22 protein-coding genes are annotated in these 24,643 nt (G+C 70.0%); 15 read left to right on the top strand and 7 right to left on the bottom strand.

Going from position 1 to position 24,643, the window contains the following annotated elements:
- Positions 1-25 precede the first annotated feature (25 nt).
- On the top strand, positions 26-1,003 hold the full coding sequence (locus tag ACK8OR_RS07710) for a sterol desaturase family protein (protein ID WP_410188830.1): 978 nt from the start codon (positions 26-28) through the stop codon (positions 1,001-1,003).
- Between the two features lie 219 nt (positions 1,004-1,222).
- Here ACK8OR_RS07710 and ACK8OR_RS07705 read toward each other — a convergent pair whose 3' ends face one another.
- From ACK8OR_RS07705 to ACK8OR_RS07685, 5 genes are all read right to left on the bottom strand, one after another.
- Positions 1,223-1,957, bottom strand: coding sequence for a Crp/Fnr family transcriptional regulator (locus tag ACK8OR_RS07705; protein WP_410188829.1), 735 nt, complete (start codon positions 1,955-1,957; stop codon positions 1,223-1,225).
- 73 nt (positions 1,958-2,030) lie between these two features.
- Positions 2,031-3,170, bottom strand: coding sequence for a glycosyltransferase (locus ACK8OR_RS07700; RefSeq protein ID WP_410188828.1), 1,140 nt, complete (start codon positions 3,168-3,170; stop codon positions 2,031-2,033).
- On the bottom strand, positions 3,167-4,180 hold the full coding sequence (locus tag ACK8OR_RS07695; RefSeq protein WP_410188827.1) for a glycosyltransferase family 2 protein: 1,014 nt from the start codon (positions 4,178-4,180) through the stop codon (positions 3,167-3,169). The genes ACK8OR_RS07700 and ACK8OR_RS07695 overlap by 4 nt, the downstream gene beginning before the upstream one ends.
- 1 nt (position 4,181) lies before the next feature.
- Positions 4,182-5,327 carry a glycosyltransferase gene (locus ACK8OR_RS07690; RefSeq protein ID WP_410188826.1) on the bottom strand — a complete coding sequence of 382 codons (1,146 nt, stop codon included), beginning with the start codon at positions 5,325-5,327 and terminating at the stop codon, positions 4,182-4,184.
- Entirely contained in the window at positions 5,324-7,369 is a 2,046-nt protein-coding gene (locus tag ACK8OR_RS07685; protein ID WP_410188825.1) for an HAD-IIB family hydrolase, read from the bottom strand. Before ACK8OR_RS07685 ends, ACK8OR_RS07690 begins: the two co-directional genes overlap by 4 nt.
- 165 nt (positions 7,370-7,534) lie before the next feature.
- On the opposite strand from ACK8OR_RS07685, the gene ACK8OR_RS07680 reads away from it, so the two are divergent.
- Together ACK8OR_RS07680 and ACK8OR_RS07675 are read left to right on the top strand one after the other, a co-directional pair.
- Complete coding sequence (locus tag ACK8OR_RS07680) at positions 7,535-8,326, top strand: sulfotransferase (protein ID WP_410188824.1); 792 nt, start codon at positions 7,535-7,537, stop codon at positions 8,324-8,326.
- Between the two features lie 99 nt (positions 8,327-8,425).
- Entirely contained in the window at positions 8,426-9,955 is a 1,530-nt protein-coding gene (locus ACK8OR_RS07675; RefSeq protein ID WP_410188823.1) for an FAD-binding domain-containing protein, read from the top strand.
- Between the two features lie 127 nt (positions 9,956-10,082).
- On the opposite strand, the gene ACK8OR_RS07670 is transcribed toward ACK8OR_RS07675, so the two are convergent.
- Positions 10,083-10,664, bottom strand: a complete 582-nt coding sequence (locus ACK8OR_RS07670) for a glutathione S-transferase family protein (RefSeq protein ID WP_410188822.1) — start codon at positions 10,662-10,664, stop codon at positions 10,083-10,085.
- A gap of 63 nt (positions 10,665-10,727) precedes the next feature.
- Between ACK8OR_RS07670 and ACK8OR_RS07665 the strand changes: the two genes are divergently transcribed.
- A complete protein-coding gene (locus ACK8OR_RS07665; RefSeq protein ID WP_410188821.1) occupies positions 10,728-11,426 on the top strand; it encodes a helix-turn-helix transcriptional regulator in 699 nt (232 codons plus the stop codon).
- Here ACK8OR_RS07665 and ACK8OR_RS07660 read toward each other — a convergent pair.
- The gene (locus ACK8OR_RS07660; RefSeq protein ID WP_410188820.1) at positions 11,423-12,307 is read right to left on the bottom strand and encodes a LysR family transcriptional regulator; all 885 of its coding nucleotides are present in this window, start codon (positions 12,305-12,307) and stop codon (positions 11,423-11,425) included. The two genes, ACK8OR_RS07665 and ACK8OR_RS07660, sit on opposite strands and share 4 nt — an antisense overlap.
- A 99-nt stretch (positions 12,308-12,406) precedes the next feature.
- Between ACK8OR_RS07660 and ACK8OR_RS07655 the strand changes: the two genes are divergently transcribed.
- From ACK8OR_RS07655 to ACK8OR_RS07605, 11 genes are all read left to right on the top strand, one after another.
- Complete coding sequence (locus tag ACK8OR_RS07655; RefSeq protein ID WP_410188819.1) at positions 12,407-13,126, top strand: DUF4386 domain-containing protein; 720 nt, start codon at positions 12,407-12,409, stop codon at positions 13,124-13,126.
- Positions 13,127-13,368: 242 nt separating this feature from the next.
- A complete protein-coding gene (locus ACK8OR_RS07650; protein WP_410188818.1) occupies positions 13,369-14,385 on the top strand; it encodes an AraC family transcriptional regulator in 1,017 nt (338 codons plus the stop codon).
- 103 nt (positions 14,386-14,488) lie between these two features.
- A complete protein-coding gene (locus ACK8OR_RS07645) occupies positions 14,489-14,857 on the top strand; it encodes a hypothetical protein (RefSeq protein ID WP_410188817.1) in 369 nt (122 codons plus the stop codon).
- 13 nt (positions 14,858-14,870) lie between these two features.
- Complete coding sequence (locus ACK8OR_RS07640) at positions 14,871-15,719, top strand: SDR family oxidoreductase (protein ID WP_410188816.1); 849 nt, start codon at positions 14,871-14,873, stop codon at positions 15,717-15,719.
- Positions 15,716-16,384 (top strand): hypothetical protein, encoded by a 669-nt coding sequence (locus tag ACK8OR_RS07635; RefSeq protein ID WP_410188815.1) that lies wholly within the window; start codon positions 15,716-15,718, stop codon positions 16,382-16,384. The genes ACK8OR_RS07640 and ACK8OR_RS07635 overlap by 4 nt, the downstream gene beginning before the upstream one ends.
- A gap of 507 nt (positions 16,385-16,891) precedes the next feature.
- On the top strand, positions 16,892-17,650 hold the full coding sequence (locus ACK8OR_RS07630; RefSeq protein ID WP_410188814.1) for a hypothetical protein: 759 nt from the start codon (positions 16,892-16,894) through the stop codon (positions 17,648-17,650).
- Between the two features lie 168 nt (positions 17,651-17,818).
- Positions 17,819-18,751 (top strand): sulfotransferase family protein, encoded by a 933-nt coding sequence (locus ACK8OR_RS07625; RefSeq protein ID WP_410188813.1) that lies wholly within the window; start codon positions 17,819-17,821, stop codon positions 18,749-18,751.
- A 75-nt stretch (positions 18,752-18,826) separates the two neighbouring features.
- The gene (locus ACK8OR_RS07620; RefSeq protein WP_410188812.1) at positions 18,827-19,588 is read left to right on the top strand and encodes a family 16 glycosylhydrolase; all 762 of its coding nucleotides are present in this window, start codon (positions 18,827-18,829) and stop codon (positions 19,586-19,588) included.
- A 234-nt stretch (positions 19,589-19,822) separates the two neighbouring features.
- Positions 19,823-21,112 carry an O-antigen ligase family protein gene (locus tag ACK8OR_RS07615; RefSeq protein WP_410188811.1) on the top strand — a complete coding sequence of 430 codons (1,290 nt, stop codon included), beginning with the start codon at positions 19,823-19,825 and terminating at the stop codon, positions 21,110-21,112.
- The gene (locus ACK8OR_RS07610) at positions 21,109-23,307 is read left to right on the top strand and encodes a GumC family protein (protein ID WP_410188810.1); all 2,199 of its coding nucleotides are present in this window, start codon (positions 21,109-21,111) and stop codon (positions 23,305-23,307) included. Before ACK8OR_RS07615 ends, ACK8OR_RS07610 begins: the two co-directional genes overlap by 4 nt.
- Positions 23,300-24,637 (top strand): polysaccharide biosynthesis/export family protein, encoded by a 1,338-nt coding sequence (locus ACK8OR_RS07605; RefSeq protein ID WP_410188809.1) that lies wholly within the window; start codon positions 23,300-23,302, stop codon positions 24,635-24,637. Before ACK8OR_RS07610 ends, ACK8OR_RS07605 begins: the two co-directional genes overlap by 8 nt.
- Positions 24,638-24,643: the final 6 nt, after the last annotated feature.

Below are 24,643 nucleotides of genomic sequence, written 5' to 3'. Positions count from 1 at the left end.
GTTATCCCGTCTCGAGGAGACCGCCATGCCTGACGCCCCGCTCAAGGGTTGGAACCACGTTCCCGACGTGCCGCTCCGGGTCTCGCCGTTCTTTCGCTGGCCGCTGCGTCCGGTCGAGATGCTGCGCTGGGTCTGGCATTCGTGGTTCCTGATCACCGAACGGCTGATTATCGTCGGCGTGGCCCTCGCCTCCTATGCCTGGTTTCAGCCGCCACTCGAGGAAACGCGGGTGCTGGCCGCGTCATGGATCGCCGAGATCTGGCTGCGGAACCTCGTGCTGATGACGGTGGTCGCGGGCGGGCTGCACCTGTGGTTCTACACCTTCACGCGGCAGGGCAAGCGGCTCCGATACGATGCACGCCCGTTGATGAAGAACGGCCGGCAGTTCACGCTGGGCGGGCAGATCCGCGACAACATGTTCTGGACGCTGGCCTCGGGCGTGACGGTCTGGACGGGCTACGAGGTCCTGATGTTCTGGGCGCTGGCGAACGGTCACGCGCCGCTCCTGACGTGGGCCGCGCATCCGGTCTGGTTCGTGGCGCTCTTCGTGCTGATCCCCGTCTGGGAAAGCTTCTATTTCTATTGGATCCACCGGCTCCTGCATGTGCCGGTGCTCTACCGCCACGTGCATGCGCTGCATCACCGCAACATCAATGTCGGCCCCTGGTCGGGCCTGTCGATGCATCCGGTCGAACACGTGATCTTCCTCGGCTCCGTTCTGATCCACTTCGTTGTCGCCGCCCACCCGGTCCACATCATGTTTCATCTCCAGTATTACGCGCTGACCGCGGCGACGACGCATACGGGCTTCGAAGGATTGGTGGTGCGGGATGCGAACCGCCTGCGGCTCGGGACATTCCATCACCAGATGCATCACCGCTATTTCGAGTGTAACTACGGCTCGCTCGAAATCCCGTGGGACCGGGTCTTCGGCTCGTTCCACGACGGCACCCCCGCGGCGGATGCGCGCATCCGCGAGCGGCGCCGGCGCATGGGAGCCTGAGTGCGGGTCATGTGCGCGGCTCGCCCGTCAGGGCCTGCCACGTTTATCGGCGTCCATGGTCCGGACGACCGCCGTCCGTTCGCGCCTGCCGAGCCGCTCTGGAATCATGGAGACGTGCCTATTTGACCGTCCCATCGGTCGGCGTCGGGCATGCGGTGATCTCCCGGTTCGGAACGCCGTCCCGCAGGCAGGCGCCGACGTAGAGTGCGCGGGTCCGACCTAGAGCCCGTCGCGCTGGATGCCGATCTCGAGGAAGGACGGATCGTATTTCCCCGTCCGCCGCAGAGCCTTCAGGTCGCAGATCGTGACGCGCCCGTCCTTCACGGTGCAATGCCCCGCCTCGCGCAACTCGCGGATGACGCGATTCACGTGCACCGGTGACAGGCCGCAGGCCTCGCTCAGATCGACCTGCGTCAGGGGCAGGTCGAAGCCCGAGCCGTCCGCCAGTCCGGCCATCTCCAGGCGGCTCTGCAACTCGCACAGGAGGTTCGCGACGCGGGCCGTCGCCCGAAGCGCGCCGACACGGAAGGACCAATAGCGATGGATCGACGCGTCCACCACCGTAAGGGCCCAGAGCGCCAGTGCCACGTCCGGACGCCGGTCCATCATTTCTTTCAGGCGGTCATGGGGCAGCACGGCGAGGCGGGCATCGGTAATGGCGGTGACGTCGTGGTCGAGCGTCCCGACCGGGAAGCTGTGGAGGTCGACGAAATCGCCCGGCACCTCCAGCGCGACCATCTCGTGAAGGGCACGATCCGGACCCGGCACATGCCGTGCGATCAACCCCTCGACGAGCAAGAGGCTTCGATCCAGCGGGTCGTGCTTGCGGCTGATGACCGCGCGGCCCGGCCACGACCTGATCTCGGAGCAGCAGGCGCGCACCTCGGCCCATTGTTCATCGGTCAGGCGTGCGGCCATTCCCCGGCGGGTCAGCGTCTGCGGCGTGTCGTTCATCGGGCTCCCGTGCGTTGATCGGGAACATAGCGAGCCGGGGCGCCAGTTCCAGAAATCGCAGCGTGGGGCCGGTTCAGGCCGAGAGCGCGACCGGCGGGGCGACCTGCAACTCGAAGGGGCGGAAGGCACGCGAAGGTGCGGCAACCGGGGCAGCGGCACGGGCGTCGGCATAGAGCGCTTCGGCCCGGTCGAGCATGACGTCCTGCGAGAACAGCGCCTCGACCCGCGCGCGGCAGTCTGCCCGTGGCAGTCCGATCGCCTCCCGCGCGGCGTGCGCCAGCGCGGCCACGTCGTCGGACGGCGCGAAGCGGCCGCACTCGCCGACGACCTCGCGGACGGCGCCCCGATCCGTGCAGGCCACCGGCACGCCCGTCGCCATCGCCTCAATGGCGGCCAGCCCGAACGGTTCGTCCCAGAGCGGGGTAAAGAGCAGGACGGACGCGGCGCCGATTTCGCGGGCGAGATCGGCACCCCGGAGATGGCCACCATACCGGATGTCGCCGCCGAGATACGGGCGGACGTCCGTCTCGAAGTAGTCGCGATGCTCGATCGTCCCGAAAAGCGTCAGGGGCAGCCCCGCGCGCCGGGCGGCCCGGACGGCCAGATGCGGGCCCTTGGTCGGTGTGATCCGCCCGGCCCAGACCGCACCGCCATGCCCGGACGCCTTGAACGGCCATTCGGCGAGGTCGATCCCATTCGGCAGGACCGACGCCTCGGGCGGGGGCGCCCCCGGCCACCAGCGATCCAGTTGCGTGCGCGAGGTCACGGTGAACCGCGTCCAGGGCGCGATGCCGCCATGGACCGCGCGCCGTAATGCATCGAAGGGCGGCACGTGCAGCGATGTGACCATCGGCACGCCATGCGCCACCGCCAGCCGTGGCATGAAGCGGTGCAGGCTGTTGTTGTGGACGATGTCGTAGCCGCCGCCGAGGATGTCGCGGCCCGCCCGCGCATAGGCCGCGTCGAGATGGGCCGTCAGTGCGTCCGTTCCGTGGAAGCGGTGCCACGGAAAGTCCCGGTCGTAATGGGTCGCGACGACCGGATGCAGGCGCACGCCCTCGGGCACCGCGCTGTCGCCGCTGGCGAAGAGCGTCACGTCGTGCCCCCGCGCCGCGAGGCCGCGCGCAAGGTGATAGGAATGCGCCTCCATGCCCCCCGCGAAAGGGGGCGCGATCGGGTGGCGGATATGCGCGACGAGGGCGACGCGCATCATTCGGCCGCGACGCCGGGCGGGGGACGCAGCAACTCGTTCTGACGGGCCGTCATCGCCGCGTGCTGCTGGGCAGGCGAGCGCGCGACGGCGTCCCCGTCCCGCGACCGGCCCTCGAGGTAGCGGATCACCGGTGCAGTCGCAGCATAGGGCATGTCCGCCCGCTGCTCGCAGAGCGCGAAATCGTCCGGCCCCGGCGACCGCAGCATCCGTAGCCCGTCCGGCCCGTTCTCGATCAGCCCCATCATCCGGAAGCCATGGAGCCAGTGCTCCATCGTCCGATGCCCCCATTTCTCCGCGAAGATCTCGGTGTTGCGCAGGATCGATGGGATATGGTGGATCGGGGGCATGCAGTGGCGGTGATGCTGGTGGTAGGCGCGCGCGCCGCGGATCCACCAGATCGGTATCCCCGCCTCGTAGAGCGTGCGGCCGAAATCGGTATCCTCGCCGCCATAGCCCGTAAATCGCTCGTCGAAACCGCCCGAGAGATCCCAGTCGCGCCGGTGCATCGCGAAGGTCAGCGACCAGAAACAGCGGTAGTCTGCGCAGCGCCGCCGTCCGACGTCGGGCGGGCCTTGCCGGTCGGAATGGCGCACCGCAACGGCGTCGAAGCCCGCGATCGTCCATCCGGGATCGGCCGCGCCTGCGGGCAGGTACAGCACCTCGCCCATGGTCAGCCCGTCGCCCGGCCCGGTCCAGACGGCGTAATCGCGCACGAGGTCGGGATGCGGGATGCAATCGACGTCGAGAAATACGAGAACATCGCCCGCTGCCGCCGCGGCGGCGGCGTTGCGCGCACGGGCCAGCGGCAGCTCGGCCTCGACGACGTGGATCTGCCGGATCGGAAAGTCGGTTTCGGGCAGGTCGCGATAGGGCGCCTCCTGCATCGCGACCACGATCAGTTCGCGAGGCGGTACGCTCTGGGTGGCGAGGCCGCGGATCACGTTCTTCAGATGCGCCTCGCGCCCTCGGGCGAGCGTGAGGACGGAAACGGCAGGCAGGTCTCGGGTCATGTCAGGCTCCGGTTGCGAGTTGGGGGATGGGCGCGTCGAGCCGCGCGGCCAGCGCTTCGAGCCAGTCCGCCACGTGCCGCGCGGCATCGGGGCGGACCATATCGCGTTGCAGCTCGGGATCGTGCCGGGCGCGGGCCTCGGCCACGGCGCGGCGCCAAGCGGGGATCGACGACGGCAAGGAGGGCAGATGGGTCGCGACACCTGCCGCATCGAGCGCGCGCGCCTTGGCAATCTGTTCGTCGAAATAGCGCCATTCCGGCACCGCGATCCACGGCAGCCCGGCCGCGAGGATCTGCTGACAGGTCGTGTTGCCCGTCGATGCGATCACGAGGTCGGCGGCGGCGAGATGGTCGGCCATGGTCTCGACCCAGCCGCGGATGTGGAGGTTGGCGGGGACGGTTGCATGCCAGTCGCGCTCGAGCCGGCCGACGGCGATCCAGCGCGCCTGCGGCATGGCGCGGGCGCCCACGGCGAGCGGGGCGACCGCAAAGCCCGTGCCGCCGCCGCCCGAGACGACGAGCACGACCTCCTCGTCCGGTTCGATGCCCATACGGCGGCGCGCATCGGCGCGGTCGGGGAGGTCCATCTCGACCCCGAGCCCGCCCGCAAAGACCGACTTTGCGCGCATCCCGTCCGTCCAGTCGGGCTGCGCGAGGCGCGCGTCGCAGGGCACGATTAGCCCCGCCGCGCCGTCATAGGCCGCGCGGTGCCCGGCATCGCCCCGGTCGCCGTGCTGGACGACCTTCACATGTGGAACCGAGCAGATGCGCGCCAGTTGCGCGACCTCGGCCGAGACGTCGCAGACGATCAGGGCCGGGTCGGCGCGGGCGAACCAACCGGTGATCTCGGCCATGGCGCGGCGGATGCCCGGCCAGCCCACGGGGGCGCAATGCAGTGTCTCGGGTGTCTCGATCCAGTCGGCGGGCCGCTCGTCTCCCGTCGCCTCGAAGAGCGAAGGGATCGGGACGATTTCGACCCCGGCGCGAGTCGAACCGACGAGGTCGGGCCTTGCGCAGAACAGCGTCAACGGGCGATCCGGCGGCAGGCCGGCAACGATCGCAGCGCAGCGCTCGATATGGCCGCGCCCCTGGTGATGCAGGAAATAGCCGAAGGGCCGGGGGGCCGGATCGTGGACGAGATCCCTCATGCGGCGACCTCCGCGGCCGCGCGCGCGCCGATCAGGCCCGCCGCCGCCAGGCCTTCGAGCACGCCGCCGGCATGATGGGCGCGGGTGCGCAGGAGGTCGGGTCCGGGCGTGAGGTGGTCGAGTTCGGGCAACGCATTGCCGACGACGATCCCCGTGCCCCCCATCGTCAGCATGTCAAGATCGTTGCCGCTGTCGCCCGCGACGACGCAGCGGCGCGCGTCCAGCCCTTGGCCCGCTGCGTAGGCGCGGATCGCGGCGGCCTTCCCGGCGCGGGGCGCGAGGATGTCGATCAGCCGCCCATGCGACGGGACGACCCGCGCGGCCAGCCCGGCCCGGTCCAAGGCCGCGCGCAGACGCTCGGCTTCGGACGCGTCACCCAGACAGGCCAGCTTCCAGCGGCGTTGCTCGACCGGGGCCTGCATGCGGGCGCCCGCCTCGGCGAGGCGGGCCAGAACCGCCGCACGATCCCAGTTCTCCGAGATTGCCGCGGCGTAGCGCTCGCATCGTTCCATCCGGCCCCGGGCGTCGGGCAGGTGGAGTTCCGTCCCAACGGCGGTGATGAAGGCATCGGGTGCTGGCAAATCCCAGCGGGTGAGGACCGCGCGGGCTTCGCTGATGCAGCGACCGGTGGCCACGACGAAGGGCAGATCGCGGGTCGCGGCCCAACCCCGGAATGCGGCCGCCCCGGTGCGGCAGCCGGTCAGCGTGCCGTCGATGTCGGAGGCCAGAAGCGCGTGCGGCACCGCGAAGCTCCGGGCCGGGCGCCGGAGATCAGCGTAGATCCGCGCCGCGCGATCGGCCCAGACGTCCCAATCGAAGGCCCGAAGGCGCGATTGACCAGCCTCGGCCGCCGCCCGCCATGCGTGGCCGTCGTCGAGGAGGCCTATGATGGCCGCTCCGATGCCCTCCGGGTCGTCCGGATCGACCAGCGTGCCGTTGCGCAGCGTCCCGAGAATGTCGCCTGGCCCGCCATTGCGGGTCGCGACCACGGGCAGTCCCGCCTCGGCCGCTTCGAGAAGGGTGAGGCCGAATGGTTCGTGCAGCGCCGGGTTGACGAAGACCCCGCCGCGTCGCGCGGCCAGTCGGTAGGCTTGGGCTACGATATCCGGCCCGTGCCGTTCGGGCAGGGCGATCCGGCCGGGGCACTGCCGGGCGAGGCTTTCCAGTTCCGCGATGACGCCGGCCGTCTCGGGCGTCTGTGCGATGCCCGCACCGCGCTGACCGGCGAGGATCACGAGGTTCGCACGCGCCCCGAGCGTCGGCGACCCGAGATAGGCCCGGACCAGGGCGGCGAGGTTCTTCTTTCGGACGGGCCGCGCGATGGCGAGGATCATGGGCAGCTCGGGATCGCTGAGCGCGTGGTCGATGAGCGCGCGTGCCTGTCCCGTGCCGGGCGGGCCGTCGCGGCGGGTGACCCCAGGCGCGACCCGATGGGTGCGGCCCGCCACGTCGATGCCGTAGCCCTCGACCTGCCGCTCGGCTTCGTCGCGCGAGGATACGATTACGGCGTCCGCGACCCGGAGCGCGGTCCGCTCGAGCGCGATGCGCCGGATCAGCGCGGCGGGCGGACGGCCCGCATCGCAGGATGCCTTGTCGATCCCAAGCGAGTGGGGCGTGTAGACGACCGGGATGTCGAACCGTGCCGCCGCGGCGCGGACGATGGCCGCGGCATCGGCGAAATGGGCGTGGATGACCTCCGGGGGGCGCGCCATTCCGGCGATCAGGGCCGTGAAGGCCTCGGACAGGGCCGGACGCTCTGCAGCGAGCGCCTCCTTGGCGAGATACGCGCCGTTGGACGTGCGCAGGCGCAAGATCCGCAGCCCGTCGCCGGCAGGCTGGACGGCGCGCCCATGGTCCGCTCCGAGGGTCACATCGTCGAAGGCGCGCGTCACGATATCGACGTGGCTCACCTCCGGGCGCCGAGCCTGCGCGGCCGCCGCCCCGAGGATGTAGGCGATATGCCCGCCGGTGTCGTCGGTGATGCCGTATCGGACGTTCGGAAGGGTCAGGCACCCCCCGATCGCGACGTGAACGATATGCATCGCGGCCTCCTTGCAACCGTGGTCCAACAGCCAATCTAGGCGCGCGTTCCGGGCGCTCTAGGTCGCGTGATGCCGTCGCCGGTGAGGACTCGCCGGCGAGCGCAGTGAAACAAGGGGTTTCACGGTAAGTCGTTGGGATGTTGATATATGTTAGGCGAAAGATCTTTGACGCATCGGCCCCGTTACCTATTCGCGGGCGGGCTGCACCGGTCGGGCACCAGCCTGACCGCACGGCTCGCGGGATCGCTTCCGGGGGTGGCGCGGATCGAAGGAGCGCCGGTCCCCGAGAACGAGGGCGCGTATCTCCAGGGGGCGATCCCGCATGACGCGCTGGCCGGGCGCCCCATGACCTTCGCGACCGATCCCGAACAGCACCTGACCGAAGCGCACCCGCTCAACCGGCTGGAGACGCGCACCCGGCTCGAGGCCGATTGGGACCCGTGGTTCGGCGCCGGCTCCTGGCGGATCGAGAAGTCGCCGGTCAACCTCACCCGGATGCGCCTTCTCCAGCAGCTTTTCCCGCTTTCGCAATATGTCGTCGTGCTGCGCCATCCCGAGGCCGTGGCCGCGGCGGTCGCGAATTGGGTCGACGATGCGCCGGACGCATTGATGGACCATTGGCTCGACGCGCATTGCCGGGTGGCGGGCGATCTGCCGCGCCTCCATTCGGTGATCGTGCTGCGCTACGAAGACCTGACCGCGCGGCCCGACCGGTATCGCCGCGCGCTTGCGGCGTTCCTTGATCTCGACGCGGAGACGGCGCCCAAACTCGAAGCCATCGCCGACCGGAACGCCGACTACGCGGGGGCGCCGGATCTCGGGGCGGAACAGGCGGCGCGCGCCGCGCGCTGGGGCTACGGCCCCGGCCTCGCGGTCGATCCGCACTGGACCCCGATCGTGCGCCACCCCCTCCGCCGGGTCCGCGAGGCGACCGAGGCGCTGCTGGCGCCAAGCTAGGAGGTGTCCCCCGGCCGGGTTTGACGCGCCCTGCCACCGGACCATCTTGCCGCAGGGCACACGGCGCCCCCTCGCGCCCATATCCGAAAGGCCGGGCCCATGAGTGCCGACGATCCGACCCCTGCGCCCGGCGCCCCCCGCCTCTCGGTGGTCTGGTTCAAGCGCGATCTGCGGCTCCACGACCACGGCGCGCTGTTCGCGGCGGCGGGCGGCCCCGTCCTGCCGCTCTACGTGGCCGAGCCGGACTACTGGGCGCTGCCGGATACGTCCTATCGCCAGTGGGCCTTCCTGCGCGGATCACTGGCCGAATTGCGGAACGACATCCGCGCGCGGGGCGGGGACCTCTCGGTCCAGACCGGCACGGTGACCGACACGCTGGCGGCGATCCGGGATCGCCATGGCCCCTTCGACCTCCATTCCCATATGGAGACCGGCAACGCCTGGACCTACGCTCGCGATCGCGCCGTCGGGGCGTGGTGCCGGGCGACCGGAACCCCGTGGACGGAGCATCGCCAGTTCGGCGTCTGGCGTGGCGCCGATCTCTCGCGCGACCGCTGGGCCAGCCGTTGGGACGCCTTGATGTCCGAGCCGATCCGGACCGAGCCCGAACACGTGGACTGGGTCGACGCGGCCCCGTCCGGGATCCCCGACGCCGACGATCTCGGCCTCGCGCCCGACGGGATCGTGAGCCTTCAGACGCCGGGGCGGCAGGCCGGGCTGCGCCTCCTCGACAGCTTCCTGACCGAGCGGGGCGAGCCCTACCAGAAGGCTATGTCGAGCCCCGTCACCGGCGAGACGGCCTGTTCGCGCCTTTCGCCGCACCTGATGGCCGGCACGCTCTCGATGCGCGAAATCTACCAGGCGACGCAGGCGCGCATCGCCGCGCTGGACGCCGTCGCCCGACCCGAGCGGGGCCGCTGGCCGGGGGCGCTGAAATCCTTCGTTGGTCGGCTGCACTGGCATTGCCACTTCATGCAGAAGCTCGAGGCCGAGCCCGAGATCGAATGGCTGCCCATGGCGCGCGCCTACGAGGGCCTGCGGCCCGTGCCCAACGACGACGCCCGGCTGACCGCCTTCGCCGAAGGCGCGACGGGCTATCCCTTCGTCGATGCCTGCATGCGCTACCTGCGCGCGACCGGCTGGATCAATTTCCGCATGCGCGCGATGCTGATGTCCTTCGCGTCCTACAACCTCTGGCTGCCCTGGCAGATGTCGGGCGCGGTCCTCGCCCGGCTCTTCACCGATTACGAACCGGGCATCCATTGGCCCCAGAGCCAGATGCAGGCGGGCGAGACCGGGATCAACGCCGTGCGGATCTATTCGCCGGTCAAGCAGGGACACGACCAGGATCCCGAGGGCGTCTTCACCCGCAGATGGGTTCCCGAACTGGCGGGCCTGAGCGGTACGGCCCTACAGGAGCCCTGGACCCTGCCAGATCCACCTCCGGACTACCCCGCCCGCATCGTCGACCACCAGGAGACCGCGCGCCTGGCGAAGACCCGCATCTATGACCTCCGCCGCACCGACGCGGCGCGCGCCGAGGCCAGCGCCGTCTTCGAGAAGCACGGCAGCCGCAAGCCCCGACGCGCCCGCCGCAAGTCTCCACGCGCCGGTCGCGGCGCGACGTAGCGATTGGTGTCCACGCCTGTCGCGGGGCCGGACAATCGGGGCGTCGAGACACAGGTTCGCACCGGACGTGCCTCCCCCCGGCCCGAGCCGAGGCGGATGCGTTTGGCTGATCGCCGGCGCCCGGCGATCACTGATCGGAATTCGGCCCCATCCTCGCGGCGCAGCGGTCGACCCAGTCGCGGATCGTGGCGTGATCGCGGAGCGTGTCCGGCATCCACAGGAACGGGCTCGACACCAGAAGATCCACGGCCGAGAACTCCTCGCCCAGCAGGAAAGGCTGGCCGTCCAGGGCCTCCGACAGACGCGCCAGCATGTCGTTCATGCCGCGAAACGTGGCGTGCAGGGCGGGATGTTCGATCCCCGCCGCGTCGAGCACCAGCACGGGCTCCATGACGCCCTGATAGTAAAACAGCCAGCTCAGGAACGCGCCTCTCTGGGGATGCCCGGCGGGGCGGCCGAGCCCGGCTTCGGGAAAGCGATCCGTCAGGTAGAGGACGATCGCCCCGCGCTCACGCACATGGTCGCGGCCATCGGTCAGGTAGGGCACCTTCCCCTCGGGATGGGGGTTGCGCGGATCGGGACGGCCGCCGCCATCCTGACGGGCGACCGTTACCTCCACGAGGTCGATGCGGTCCATCAGTCCCATCGCCTCGACGAGGGAGACGATGGCGGTCGCGCGGGAATTCGGGGCGTGAAACAGGGTCGGCATGGGTGGTCCTCCGGTTGTGGTCAGGCTTGGCTTATCCCGACCCTCCTGTCAGTTTCCGTCAGCATGGCCCGCACCGACCGCCTCATGCGCCTGATGGATGCGCTGCGCCGGCTGCCCGCTCCCGTCACGGCCGAACGGCTGGCCGGCGAGACGGGCGTATCCCGGCGCCAGCTCTATCGCGACATCGCCACGCTGCGCGCGGGCGGTGCGTTGATCGATGGCGCGGCCGGGGTCGGTTACCGGTTGACGGAAGACCCGGCCCTTCCACCGCAGAGCTTCTCCCCGCTCGAGATCGAGGCGCTGGTCCTCGGGGTGGGGGAATTGCGCCAGACCGGCGATCCGGCGCTCGAGGCGGCGGGCCGCTCGGCCCTCGCGCGGATCATCGCCACCTTGCCCGACACGCAGTCGCGCCGTGCGATGCACACCGTGCTGCGTACCTTCCGCCCGCCGACCACGCCGGTGGCGCTCGGCATCGACATGGCGCTCTTGCGGCGCGCCTGCTGGGACGAGCTCGCGCTCGACATACGGTATCGCGACCGGGCCGGTGGGGTCACGCAGCGCGAGGTCTGGCCCTTGGGGATGAGCTATGCCGAGGGCGGGTTGATGGTGCTGGTCTGGTGCTGTCTGCGGCAGGACTGGAGGCATTTCCGGGCCTCGGGGATCGAGACCGCATCGCTCAGCGGTCGCAGCTTCCGTCCCCGGCGCGTGGCTCTGCTGCGCGACTACGCGTCCCGCAGCGCCGCCCCACGCGCGGTCCGCTAGCGCAGCCCCTCGGCGAGCGCCTCCCAGACCACCCGCAGGCGGCGCGCGCGGCGAACGTCGCGATGGGCGACGAGCCAGACTGGGAAGACGACCGGATCGAGATCGGGCAGGATGCGCTCCACCCCCGGCTCCGCGTCGCCGATCCGGTCGTCGAGGACGCAGATCGCGTGGCCCGCGCGGACCATCTCCCATGCGGTGACGAAGTTCGACGTCCGGTAGGGAAAGGCCATTGCCTCGACCGGAAAGCCCATCCCCGCCATCATGCCCCGAAGCGCGTTTGTCCGGTCGATCTCCAGGACCGGGGCGCCCGCGAAGCCCTGTGGGTCCGCGGGCCGCCCCAACCGTTCCAGCAGCGTCGTCGCCGCGTAGAGCCGCCCGTTCGCATCGCGCAGCTTGCGGCCGATCAGGTCGGGCTCGGCGGGGCGGACGTTGCGGATGGCGATATCGGCCTCGCGGCGGCGCAGGTCCGAGAGCTGGTTGTCGACGACGATTTCGATGCGCAGTTCGGGATGGGCGGCATGGAGCGCGCCGAGGATCGGGGGCAGGAGCCGGGCGGCATAGATGTCGGAGGCGGACACGGAGACCTCGCCCGCGATGTCGTCGCCCAGCCCCGCGACCGCGAGCGCCAACTCCGCCGCGCCGTCGCCCATCCGCCGCGCATGCTCCAGGAGGTCGAGCCCTGCGGCCGTCGGGCGCAGACCGCGCCCATGCCGTTCGAACAGGGCCACGCCCAGCTCGACCTCGAGCGCCTCGACCTGCCGCCCGAGCGTCGGCTGCGTCAGGCCGAGCGCTCGCGCCGCCGCCGAGAGCGATCCCTCCTCGGCAGTCACGAGGAACGCCCGGACCCGGTTCCAGTCGAAGGTGACGGCACGCCATTCCATGCAGGAACACATAGCAGATCGGCAGAACCGGGGAATATCGCAGATGTTCGCCGCCGCGTATCTCGCACCCATCGGCACACGAACCCAACGGAGGCTGCCATGCGCGCGTTCGACGACCCCACAACCCGATCCTTCGCCCGGATGGCTGGTACGCTCTACCTTTTGATCGCGGGGGCCGGGTTCTTCTCGATCCTCTACGTGCCCGCTCGTCTCGAGGTATCGGGCGATCCGGCGGCCGCGCTCGACGCCATCGCGGCGGGGCCCGGCCTCTTCATCGCCGGGGTCGGCGGCGACGTCGTGATGATGCTGTCGGAGGTCGTGCTGGCGGTAATGCTTTTCGCGATGTTCCGGCCATATGGCGCCGTGCTTGCAACAGCGGCGCTGGTCGCGCGCCTGATGATGGCCGCAGTGATGGCGGCGATGCTGCTGCCGCAGGCCGCGATCCTCGCAATCGCGATGGACCCGCATCTGGCGATGGATATGGCCGCCCGCGCCGATCTCGTCTGGGTGCTCGGGCGAATGGACGAAGCCGGGGTCTGGGTCTGGCAGGTTTTCTTCGCGCTGCACCTCTGGCTTCTCGGCGTGCTGGCGTGGAGGTCGCGCGCCGTGCCGCCGCTTCTGTCGGTGATGCTGGCAGTTGGCGGGACCGGCTATCTCGTAGACAGCATCCGGGCCGTCGCGGCTCCGAGTTCTGCTGTGCTGGGCGCCGTCGGGGGCGCCCTCCTCGCGATCGTCACGCTGGCGGAGATCGGGTTCGCCCTCTGGCTGCTTTCCCGGGGGCGTGTCACGCCGCACGCTCGCATGGCGGACCCGGCATAGCGCCGGTGTCCGGCGCCGTCGGCGTCCTATCCACCGCTTGAACCCCTATCGGATGTGTCGGACGCCGATCCTCACGAACCTTGCCCATGGGGTCAGTGCGGGTGAAGGGCAGGGCCGCTGGTTCGCGTGGCACCGCCATGGCGGCTTGCCCCTCCGGCGCGACGCGGCCCATATTGATCCTGTCCGGGCAGGTGCGGGATGACCGGGCGAACCGCATCGTCGAGCCCCCGGGGATCCGCCAGATGTCCGAGCCCACCATGGCCGCCGGTTTCGCGCAGGCCTTCCTCGATTTCGCCGCCGCGCGGGGTGCGTCCCGTGCCGCCCTGCTGCGCGCGTCCGGCCTGACCGGGGCGGAACTCGCCGATCCCGAGGCACGGCTGCCGCGGCGCGACTGGCACTGTCTTCTCCGGGCTGCGGTCGACCTCACGGGCGATCCGCTCATCGTGATGCGTTCCGGCCTCGGCACGCGGGCCGAGACCATGTCCGTCGTCGGCGGCATCCTCGCCCGCGCCCCGACGCTGCGGGAGGGGTTGCGCCAGCTCAACCGCTACGCGCGCCTCATCGTCGATGGCGCCGGCCCCGCGAGCGCCCCCCGCTATGCGCTGATCGAGGGCCGCGAGACCTGGATCGAAGACCGGTTGCCCGTCCCGGACGGGTTTCACCTCGCCGCCGAAGGTGCGCTCGGGCAACTGATCGGAGAGTTGCGCGCCACCACGTCGGACCGGCCCGTCGTACTTGCGGTCGATCTGGCCTTTCCGCCGCCGACCCACGCCGCGGGCTATGGCGACCTCCTGCGGGTGCCGGTGCGCTTCGATGCGGGCCGGATCGCCGTGCGCCTCGATCCCGGCTGCCTCGACCTGCCGCGCCCGGACGCCGCGGCCTACGTCTTCGGTTTGTTCACCGGGCATGCGGATACGCTGATGGCCAAGCTTGCCGCGCGCGAGACGGTCCGCGCCGCCGTCGAGGCGCGGATGCTGGCCGACCTTCACAAGGGCAGTTTCTCGATGGATACCGTCGCCCGCGATCTGGGTCTCGGCCGCCAGACGCTCTATCGGCGGCTGAAGGACGAGGGCACCACCTTCGCGCGGGTCCATGACGATCTGCGCCGCCGCATGGCGATGGAGTATCTCGGCGCGCGACGAGTGTCGGTCGGCGAGACGGCGTATCTTCTGGGCTTCTCGGAGGCCTCCGCCTTCGTGCGCGCCTTCAAGCGGTGGACGGGGGTCAGCCCGACCGCGTGGCGGGCCGACGCGGGATGAATTGGAGCCCGCGGTCAATCGACTGATCTCCCCGGTCATGCCGCCGCACACCGTCCCGGTCTAGATCCGCTTCGACCCGGATCCCCAGGATGGAAGCCGCACCATGACCGAGACGCTCGCCCTCGCCTATGCCGCCCTCGCCGCGATGCCGCTGGCGATGCATCTCGCGCTCGCGGCGGGCGCGCCTTTCGGGCGCTACACCGTGGGCGGACGGTTTTCGGGACGTCTGCCGCCGATCTGGCGCGGCCTCGCGCTGGTGCAGGCGGCGCTTCTGGCAGGGATGGCGGTCGCGGTGCTGGCGCGCGCGGGCCTCGCACCGGCATCCCTCGCGCCGGTCTTCTGGCCTGCCGCGGCCCTCACCCTTCTCACCTGCGCGGCCAATGCCGCAAGCCCATCCCGCCCCGAACGCCGACTCTGGGCGCCCGTCACCGCTCTCATGACCGCCGCCGCGCTGGGCGTCGGCCTCGGCTGAAAGGTAAACTCAAATGCATGTTCTCGTGGCCGGGGCGACCGGCTATCTCGGGCGCGCCCTCTGCACCGCATATGCCCGCCACGAGCATCACGTCACTGCGCTCGTCCGCGATGCTTCGCGTGCCGAGGGGCTCGCGGATGTCCTCGTGGTGGCCGAGGCCACCCGGCGCGAAACGCTGGCCGGGGTGATGGACGGCATCGACCTCGTGGTCTCGGCTCTCGGTATCACGCGCCAGGCGGACGGGCTCGGCTACCGCGAGGTCGATTACGGCGCGAACCTGAACCTTTTGCGCGAAGCCGAGCGTGCCGGCGTCGGGCGCTTCGCCTATGTCCACGTCCTTCGCGCGGATCGCATGGCGGAGGTGCCGCTCGTTGCCGCCAAGACGGCGTTCGTGACGGCGATGCACGCGTCGGACATGCCCGCGACCGTGATCGCCCCCACGGGATACTTTTCGGATATGGGCGACATCTTCACGATGGCCCGCGCGGGCCGTGTCTGGTTGTTCGGCGACGGGTCCGCGCGGCTAAATCCGATCGACGGTGCCGACTTAGCCGAAGCGGTGGTGGACGCCACCGCGGCCGGGCGCGGCTGGGTCGAGATCGGCGGCCCCGATGTGATGACCCAGGACGAGATCGCGCGCGCCGCATTCGCCGCGCTCGGTCGCCCGGCGCGCATCACGCATCTGCCCGATGCCTTGCGTCGCGCGGCGCTCGTGGTCCTTCCGCTGCTGCCCCGGCGGATCGGCGGACCCGCGCGCTTCTTCCTGACGGCGCTGGGCCTCGACATGGTCGCCCCTCGCCATGGAAAGCGCCGCCTGACGGATCATTTCGCATCCCTCGCCGCCGGAGGGACGTCGACATGACCGCCGACAGCGCAGGCGGGCTCGCCGCCATTGTCTGTGCTGCGACCTACGTCGTGGGTTTCGCGCTGCTGGTCACCGTTCTGGCACCGCTGGGCTACGGGACGAACGCGGTCGATGCCGTCGCCGTCACGGCCTTCGCGTTCGAGCGCCCCGGCCTTTTCATCGCATGGAACATGGTGATCTACATCCTCAACGGGCTCGCCCTCGCCGTGCTGGTCGTAGCACTGCACGCGCGGCTTGCGCCCGCCGCGCCGGGTCCTGCGGCGCTGTCCCGCATGTTCGGCACGATCTGGGCGACCCTCGTTCTCGCCGCGGGCATGATCGCCAACATCGCCGTGGAGGGGGTGCGTGCTGGGACGGTCGATCCCGGCGCCGCGGCCGAACGGTGGCGGATGCTCCACGCGGTGGAACTCGGGCTCGGCGGTGGCAACGAGATCGCAGGCGGAGTCTGGATCCTGACCATCAGCCTCACCGCACGGGGTGGGCCCGTGCTCGGACCCGTCGCGCCACAGATCGGCGTCGCGACCAGCGTGGCAGGACTCGCGACGATCCTGCCGCCGCTGTGGGATGCGGCGGGTACTGTCTTCGGTCTCGGTGCGATCGGCTGGTTTCTCGCCGTCGGAGCCGCCCTGCTCGGCCCGACCTCGGCCCCGACCCGCGCCTGAGCCCGAGCTTCGCCGGTCCGCTCATCGGGCTCGCCTCACCCTGATGGGCCGCGACCGGGCGTCCCGTCGGCCGCGCGCAGCGACTGGGTGCAGGCGCGATTCACCGCTCCGGGGTCAGCGTCACGGGTATGGCCCGTGGCGGTGACCGTAGCCGGGGGCGAGGCAGTGCGGTGCGCGGTGGACGTCCCGTGCTGCCAGGCGACCTTTGGGCGGCGATCTGGAGGACCGGAACGGCTGATTGATGTCAGCCAGAGCCGCCGCTCGAAAAGGTTGCGCCGACGCCGCGCGGAACGAGACGGGTGAGAGCCACGCGCCCGTCCGGACGCACTCGCGCGTGCGGTCGAGGATGCCGACCCGTGACCCTGTGCACCGCCGGGCCGTGACAGTGCCGGAATATAGTGCTAGCTCCGAGGCTTAGCACCACCGGATCGGAGACCGTTCGCTTGGGCCGACCATCGGCTCCGTCGGGTCGAGTGCAAATCGCCGCCGCCATAACGAGTGCTCGCCGTGCAGGACCCGCATCAGTTTTCCGACCGGCACCGGGGTGTCGCGACCACCGAAACTGCGCTCAGACGGATCCTGTTCTGGGGACCGGTTCCGGTGCTGCTGGCTTGGTGCCTTCTGGTCTTCAACGAGACGACGTATCCCATCGTGTCCCGAGGGTTCAGGCAGGCGCGGGAATACACGGTCATCGAGATGGTGACGGCCTTCGGGTTCGTCTTCGCATTCGCGCTGGGTCTCTGGCTCGCGTATCGACACGTTCGCGCGTCGGGGTTGGGCCTCGTGGCCGTCTACTGGGCGCTCTTCGCCTTCGTCGCGGCCCTCGCGGCGCTCGAGGAGACGCAGTGGGGCCAGCCGCTTCTCGGCTACGAGATCCCGGACTGGATGCTCGAGGTGAACCGGCAAGGGGAGTTCACGCTGCACAATGTCGAAGGACTGCAGGGCCGGGCGGAATGGTTCTATATCGTCTTCGTCGTGGCGGCGGGCGTTCTGACGTTGCCGCGCATGCCCATCCTGCCGGATCGCATCTGGACCGCCATACGGGCCGATCCGTCACTCGTTCCGCTTCTGCTCTGTGTCCTCGTGACGACGTTGATGAAGGTGTTCCAGGGGGCCTTCGATCCCGACAGCGTGGCGTTCGATGCGATCCGCTGGACGACCGAATGGACCGAAGGCTTCATCGCGATCTGGGGAGTCGGATATGCCGCCCTCCATGTCCTCACGCGGCCCCGGCAGGATGACCGGTCTCAGATCGGCCCGGATTGATCGCGGGGCGGGCTGCTCCATTGTCCATAGCGTTCCGCGGATATCGGTGATTGGGGTTGACCGGTGCGTCGTGCCGTCGGCCGACCGCCGCCGATCCCGACGCCGCCGTTGACGCGCGCAGGCGCGGGTCGACAGATTGGGCCTGCGGACCTGACGGCGAGGTTGGACGTGCGACCGGACTTCATCATCGGCGGGGCCCCGAAATGCGGCACAACCTCGCTGCACCATATCCTGCACCGACATCCGGACGCGTGGGTGGCACCGGGCGAGCTCTATCACTTCGATGCCGACGATGCGGTCGCCCATTCGGACTTTCTCGCGATCGAACACGGCGACCTCGTCTGGCGAGACCCCGACGATCCCGAGGCCGTGGCGTGGTATCGGTCGCGCTTTGCCGACGCGCCCGCCGGCGCCTTGGTCGGCGAGGACACGACCACCTACCTGATGTCCGCCGTCGCGCCCGACCGCATTGCCCGCACCCTTCCCGACGCGAAGGTCATCGTCATGCTGCGCGATCCGGTCCGTCGGGCGTGGTCGCAATATTGGCACCTCGTGCGGTCGGGTCGGACCTCGTTGTCGTTCGAGGCGGCGGTAAGCGCCGAGCCGTCGATCCTCGTCGGCTCGACCTATGCCGCGCCGCTGAGACGCTATCGGGAACTCCTCGGCCCGGACCGCCTGTGCCCGGTCCTGTTCGAGGAGTTCAACGCGGCCCGCCAGGCGACGATCGACAGGGTCACGGCCTTTCTCGGCCTCGCGCCGATGCTGCTGGAAGATGGGGCGGGCTGGCAGAACCGGACCTTCTATCCCAAGCGGGCTGGAACGCTGCTGGGGCTGAACCGGATCGGTCGCCGCCTCGTGCGCTACCGTTATGCGGCGCATCTGGGACGCCGGTCGTCCCTGTCGGCGCGGCTGGGTCACCGCGCCTACCGGGTGTGGTACCGCATCGTCTCGGACCGCGTCCTGACCGAAACCACGCCGCCCGAGGACATGCGCCCGGAGACGCGCCGCTATCTGAACCGGCATCTCTCTGCCCGGAACGCGGGGCTGTCGGCGCTTCTCGGCCGCGACCTCGGCGCGATCTGGCCGGGCTTCACCGAGTGACTTGCGCGGCCCGGATGGGCGCCTAGCATCGACGCTGACCGGACCGCCGACCGCCCCCGCGTCAGGAGGCAACTCATGCCGACCCCACGCTCAGCGAGCCTCGCCCTCTGCCTCCTACTACCCGCTACCGCCGGGGCGCAGGGGGCCTTTTTCGAGCCGTTCGACGATCTCGACCGCGCGCGATGGTTCGTGTCCGACGGATGGTCGAACGGGCCGCACCAGAACTGCATCTGGAGCGCCAACCAGGTCGCGGTCGCGGATGGACAGCTTCGGCTGAGGATGAGCGCGGAGGCGCGGGACGCGTTCGACCTCAGTTGCGCCGAGCTGCAATCAAACGCGCGCTACGGCTACGGCGCGTTCGAGGCGCGCATGCGGGTACCCTATGCCGGAGGCATGAACGCCAACTTCTTCACCTTCATCGGCGCGCCGCAGGACCGGCCACATAACGAGATCGACTTCGAGTTCCTCGCGCGCGATGCGCCCGTCCTCCAGACCAATTTCCACACCGCCCGGAGCAGCGCGAACGAGGCGCTGCACCCCATGCAGGACGACGCGACCGTCCGGACCTACGCCTTCATCTGGGAACCGGGTCGCATCAGGTGGTTCATCGACGGCGTGCTGATCCGCGAGGCGACCGACGCGACATTGCCGGACGAGCCGCAGAAGATCTACGCCAGCATCTGGTCCACCGACCGGCTGACCGACTGGATGGGACGGTTCGATCCGGCCTCCGCCCCGAAGGTGCTGAAGGTGGATTGGATCGCCTACACGCCATTGGGCGACGGCTGCCGCTTTCCCGAATCGATCCTGTGCGTGGACGGGGTTGCCGAAAACTAGCCCGCATCGTTGCCCCCGCGTTGGTTTCAACTTTGCCGGATTTGATTGCGGCCGTCGCAGAACGACGCCGCGGGGCGGCGCGGGTCCCGCTCCGACCGGCGCCAAGCCGCCGACAGGTTTGACGCCGCATCGCAAGCCGCGGGATAGAATGGCTAACCTACCATCCCAGGCGCCTCGCGTTCGGCCCTTCGCGGCGCGTCCACGGGTTACGGCGACAGATCACGGGTGACGGCAGTGACGTTCGACAGAGACAGGATCGCCGACCCCGCGCGCAACGCGATCGTCGTTGTGCCGGCGATTGCCCTGTCGCTCTTCGTGTTCGCCTATTCGGTGCGGGTCGGACCGGTGTCGATCCTGGCGTTCTACGGGGTCTGGACGGCGGTGCTCTGCGCGGCACCCCGACTATTGTTCGAGCGGCCGCTCCCCGTGATCGCGCTGCTGGCGTTGCCGGCGATCTGCCTGCTTTCGACGGTCTGGAGCGACGCGCCCGCGCGGACACTCCGCAGCGCCATCCAGTACGGCACGACGGTCTTCTTCGGATTGGTCGCCGCGCGCGCGACGAGCGTTCCGAATCTCGCACTCGGCGGAGCGATCGGCGGCCTCCTGGTGCTCCTCTACTCGGTGGCGATCGGCGGCTACTCCTACGACTTTCTGGACGGGTCCTACGCCTTCAACGGCGCGTTTTCCTCCAAGAACCAGCTCGGCTACTTCGCGACGCTGACGATCCTGTTCTGCGTCGCGTTGCTCTGGGCGTTCCGCGTCGACCGTAAGCTCTGGCCCGCCGTCGTCGCGACCGCCGGTCTCGCGGTCGTGCTCCTGTGGATGTCCGATTCCGCGACGTCGATCCTGACGACCGGCGTGGCCCTCCTGACGGTTGTGGTCGCGCGGATGCTGCTCGGCCTTGCGCCCGCGCTTCGACGCCGGGCCGTCGTGACGCTGATTGCGGGCGGCCTCGTCGGTGCGCTGGCCGCGTATATCCTCGGGCTCTTCGACGTCGTCCTCCTGGCCGTCGGGAAGGACGCCACGCTGACGGGGCGGACCTTCCTCTGGAACCAGGCGCTCGAATTCGGCGCGAACCGACCGCTCCTGGGCGTCGGGTACGACGCGTTCTGGGTGCATGACCGACCCGAGGCCGAGCGGCTGTGGGAGGAATTCTATATCACGGCGCGGACGGGCTTTCACTTCCACAACGTGCTGATCGAAGCCTATGTCGGCCTCGGCCTGCTCGGGCTGACGCTCGTCTCGGCGATCTGCCTGGCGCTCTTTGCGGTGCCGGTGGTGGCGATCCTCGCGGAGGATGGAACGGGCGCGGTCACGTTTTGCGCCGGGCTGGCGCTGCTGTTCCTGCCCCGCGCCATGGCCGAGGTCGACTTCATCACGCCCTACACCGCGGGCTCCTTCCTCGTGCCGTTCGTCCTCCTGAAGCTGCTCGATCACCGCGCGCAGGGCGCGCGACCGGCGCCGATCCTGAGTGACATGCACGGCTTCGCCAGCCAGCCCATGCGGACGGGACTGGGCACATGACCGAACCCGTGCGCGACCGTCGGATTTCGTGGCAGCCGGTCACGACGAAGGGCCTGGATCCGGCCGATACGGGCCCGCAATCCGATTTCGGCGGCCTCTACCGGGCGGCGCGCCGACAGATGCGTCTCGTCGCCGTCTGCGCCGCCGCCGGGATCGTGCTCTCGATCCTCATCATCCTCGGGTCGGTGCCGCGCTACGTCGCCGGGGTCACCGTCCTCCTGGACGAGGAACGGGCCGAGCTCATCAACCAGGTCTCGCCCCTGCCGAGCGTTGTGCGATCCGATGCCGTCGTGCAGAGCGAGATCCAGATCATCCGCTCCGAGGCGCTCGCCCTGCAGGTCGTGGACGCGCTCGACCTCGACGAGAACCAGGGCTTCCTCTCGCCCCCGGTCGGGGCGACCCAGCGGGTGATCGACGCGGTGATGTCGCTGACCGATCCGCTGGCGCGCGCGCTGTCGCCGCGGCCGCCATCGGCGCCGTCATCCGGGGACCGCGCGGTATCACCCGGTGCGGTGTCGGACCTGAAGCGGACAGACCGTGACCGCGCGGCGGCGACCTTGCGCGACCGGCTCTCGGTCTCTCGCTCGGGGCGGAGCCTCGTCATCGAGGTCTCGTATCGCGGCTACGATCCCGTGCTGACGACCCGGATCGCGCGGACCTACGGCTCGGCCTACGAGCGGTTCAACCTGCGGACCAACAACGACGTGGCGGTCACCGCCGAGCAATGGCTGCGCGACCGGCTGGAGGTGGTCGAGGCGCAGAGTATCGCCGCCGCCGCCGCCGTGCAGGAGTTTCGCGTCGAGAACGGTCTTCTGGAGGTGCGCGGCGGTCTGCTCACCGAACAGCAGCAATCGGAACTGGCCAGCGAGCTCGTCTCGGCCTCGGCCGAAACCGCCGGGGCGCGCGCACAGCTCGACAGCATGGAGGCGCTGCTCGCGCGGGCCGAGGCGGGCGGGGACATCGTCACCGTGCCGCTTGCCCGCGGCGAGGACCAGTCGGTCGTGCAGGGGATCCGGCGCGACTATGTCGAGGCGCAGATGCGCTACGCGCGGCTGGCGGAGGAGTTCGGCGCCGACAATCCCCGCGCGCTCGACCTGGCCGCGACCATCGACAACCTTCGCGACGCGATGCGGCTTGAGCTCGAGCAGGCGACGGAGGCGGCACGCGTGGTCCACGCGGTGGCCCGGAGCCGTGAACAATCCCTCCAGGCCGACCTCTCCGCGGCCACTCGGATCGGCAGCGACGGGGTCGCGCTGCGCGGCCGCCTGCAACAGCTCGAGGCCATCGCCGCAACCTACGCGGAGGTTTATCGCGGCTATCTCAACAGCCTCGAAGTCACGCTGCAGCAACAGCAGTTTCCGATCTCCATCGTGAAGATCATCTCCGATGCGTCGATCCCGACCGGCGCCATCAGCCCGCAGAAGAAATCCGTGCTCATCACGGGGATGATGCTGGGCATCCTGTTGGGCGCCTTCCTCGGGGCCGTGCGCGAGTTGATGCCCAAGCCGCTGCGCACCGCATCCGCGATGCGCGCGGAGACCGGGCTGCATTGCGCGGGCGTGCTGCCGCGATCCGCCGATGCGGGCACCGAGGACGGCAGGGCCACGCGGATGCGCACCATCCAGCTCCTTGCGGAGGCCTGCGAACGCCATTCCCGCTTCGGAAGCGGTCTGATGGTCCTCCTGACACCCCTAACCGCGGCGGAGGAGCTCGGGCGCGACATGCCGCGTCAACTCGGACGCCGCCTTGCCGCAGGCGGCGCCCGCGACGTGCTGCTGATCGATGCCGTCGAGCCTGGGGACGGCGGGTCGCAGCCCTTCGAGACAGAGGAGGGCGGTATTCATTCCATCGGTCTCGAGGCGCTGTTCGTCGAGCATGACGGGGCGGAGGCACCGCATCGCGCCGGTCTCGATGCCGTGGCCGCAAACCTGCGCGAGCGGTTCGACGTCGTCCTCGTGCTGACGCAACCGCTGGCCGGACCGGTGGCACCCGATGCGCCGGGCTGGCCGGTGGACCTTGCGATCCTCCGCGTGCCGTGGGGTCGCGTCCAGCCACGCTTCGTCACCGACGCGCTTGTCGATCGTGCGGCGTTCCGATCGGTTCTGGCGACGACGGTGCTAGAAGGCGCCGACTTGGAAGTCGCAAGCCGATACATGACACGCGGCAGCTACGAGGAGCGTGCGCTTCATGCCTAGATCAGTCGCCATGGTCGCGACGATGCTCGCGACGATGCTCTGGTCCGCCGCGAGCACGGGCCAGACCGCTGATCCGGCGGAATCCGAACTTCTGGCACCGCGTCAGCTGGTCGAAATCCGCATCGGGCGATGGGACCCGCTGGAGGAGACCTATACCGCGTGGAGCGATATCGGAGGCGAAATCCGGATCGCGCCGAACGGCACCCTGTCGCTGCCGCTGGTCGGGGTCGTGTCCGCAGCCGGGATGTCGCCGCTGGATCTCGGTGATCTCATCGCGGTGAAGCTTGCGGACAGCGCCGGCCTCAACGGCCGGGTCGAAGCCAGCGTGCGGATCACGGAGTTCCAGCCGATCTACGTCACGGGCGATGTACGTTCGCCCGGCACGCATCCCTTCTTCCCGTCCATGACCGTGGCGCAGGCAATCGGGCAGGCGGGCGGGATCGACGATCCGGGGCCCGAACTGCTCCGGGGCGATCGGGGCGCGCTGACCGCGCTCGGGACCTACCGCCTTCTGAACCTCGAGCGGCAACGGCGTCTGGTGACGATCGCGCGGCTGCGCGCCGAGATGGAGGACCGGTCCATCGAGGTGCCGCCCGAGGTCGCGGCCGCTCCGCTGGGCGCGGCGCTGATCGAGCGGGAGCGGGAGATCCTGCGCGCCCGCCGCGCGTCGGTGGATTCGAGCCTCGCGCAGCTCGACGAGCTGGAGGCGCTGATCTCGGAACAGGTGACGCGGCTCACGCGGCAGCTGGAGCTCCGGAGTGAGCAGGTCGCGCTGATCGAGGCCCAGCTGACGGACGCCACGCAGCTGGTCGAGCGCGGCCTCGCGACGGCCCGGGGCGAACGCGAGCTGGAGCGTCAGTTGGCCGATCAGCAGATCCGCCGGCTGGAGATCGAGACTGCGCGGCTCAATGCCGAACAGCGCCTCAACGAGACGCGGCGCGATCGGCTCGACCTGATGGATGGTCGGCGCCTGACACTGGTCGAAGGATTGCAGGACCAGATCGCCGCAGTCGGCGATCTCGAGGTACGGATGGAGACCCAGTCCGCCCTCTATGCCGAAGCGCGCGAAGTGGGGAGCGCCCTGTCCAGCGCTCTCGGCGAGACGTCGGCCGAGATAACCGTGACGCGTGCGGGTGACGATGGGCCGGAGACGACGCGCGTTACCCCGACCGACCGCGTCCTGGGTGGCGACGTGCTGGACATTCGTCTGGGCGAGGTCGCTGTCGAGAGCGACCTTCCGGCCTTTGGGGCGACGGAGGGGATCGGGACGCCCGGCCTGTCGTCGGGTGACACGCCCGCCGAAGACCCCATCGAGGGTCCGCCGACCTGACAATGG

Origin of the sequence: Jannaschia halovivens (assembly GCF_046452375.1) — a bacterium.
Taxonomy (GTDB): domain Bacteria; phylum Pseudomonadota; class Alphaproteobacteria; order Rhodobacterales; family Rhodobacteraceae; genus Jannaschia; species Jannaschia halovivens.
The sequence above is the reverse complement of the archived record's forward strand: the minus strand, read 5'-3'. Positions and strand labels throughout refer to the sequence as shown.

Excerpts from the sequence above, each read along its gene's own strand:
- ACK8OR_RS07650 (WP_410188818.1), top strand. The coding sequence starts at position 13,369 with ATGTCCGAGCCCACCATGGCCGCCGGTTTCGCGCAGGCCTTCCTCGAT.
- ACK8OR_RS07710 (WP_410188830.1), top strand. The coding sequence starts at position 26 with ATGCCTGACGCCCCGCTCAAGGGTTGGAACCACGTTCCCGACGTGCCG.
- ACK8OR_RS07670 (WP_410188822.1), bottom strand. The coding sequence starts at position 10,664 with ATGCCGACCCTGTTTCACGCCCCGAATTCCCGCGCGACCGCCATCGTC.
- ACK8OR_RS07665 (WP_410188821.1), top strand. The coding sequence starts at position 10,728 with ATGGCCCGCACCGACCGCCTCATGCGCCTGATGGATGCGCTGCGCCGG.
- ACK8OR_RS07675 (WP_410188823.1), top strand. The coding sequence starts at position 8,426 with ATGAGTGCCGACGATCCGACCCCTGCGCCCGGCGCCCCCCGCCTCTCG.
- ACK8OR_RS07700 (WP_410188828.1), bottom strand. The coding sequence starts at position 3,170 with ATGATGCGCGTCGCCCTCGTCGCGCATATCCGCCACCCGATCGCGCCC.
- ACK8OR_RS07645 (WP_410188817.1), top strand. The coding sequence starts at position 14,489 with ATGACCGAGACGCTCGCCCTCGCCTATGCCGCCCTCGCCGCGATGCCG.
- ACK8OR_RS07605 (WP_410188809.1), top strand. The coding sequence starts at position 23,300 with ATGCCTAGATCAGTCGCCATGGTCGCGACGATGCTCGCGACGATGCTC.
- ACK8OR_RS07640 (WP_410188816.1), top strand. The coding sequence starts at position 14,871 with ATGCATGTTCTCGTGGCCGGGGCGACCGGCTATCTCGGGCGCGCCCTC.
- ACK8OR_RS07635 (WP_410188815.1), top strand. The coding sequence starts at position 15,716 with ATGACCGCCGACAGCGCAGGCGGGCTCGCCGCCATTGTCTGTGCTGCG.
- ACK8OR_RS07685 (WP_410188825.1), bottom strand. The coding sequence starts at position 7,369 with ATGCATATCGTTCACGTCGCGATCGGGGGGTGCCTGACCCTTCCGAAC.
- ACK8OR_RS07655 (WP_410188819.1), top strand. The coding sequence starts at position 12,407 with ATGCGCGCGTTCGACGACCCCACAACCCGATCCTTCGCCCGGATGGCT.
- ACK8OR_RS07660 (WP_410188820.1), bottom strand. The coding sequence starts at position 12,307 with ATGGAATGGCGTGCCGTCACCTTCGACTGGAACCGGGTCCGGGCGTTC.
- ACK8OR_RS07610 (WP_410188810.1), top strand. The coding sequence starts at position 21,109 with ATGACCGAACCCGTGCGCGACCGTCGGATTTCGTGGCAGCCGGTCACG.
- ACK8OR_RS07695 (WP_410188827.1), bottom strand. The coding sequence starts at position 4,180 with ATGACCCGAGACCTGCCTGCCGTTTCCGTCCTCACGCTCGCCCGAGGG.
- ACK8OR_RS07620 (WP_410188812.1), top strand. The coding sequence starts at position 18,827 with ATGCCGACCCCACGCTCAGCGAGCCTCGCCCTCTGCCTCCTACTACCC.
- ACK8OR_RS07705 (WP_410188829.1), bottom strand. The coding sequence starts at position 1,957 with ATGAACGACACGCCGCAGACGCTGACCCGCCGGGGAATGGCCGCACGC.
- ACK8OR_RS07690 (WP_410188826.1), bottom strand. The coding sequence starts at position 5,327 with ATGAGGGATCTCGTCCACGATCCGGCCCCCCGGCCCTTCGGCTATTTC.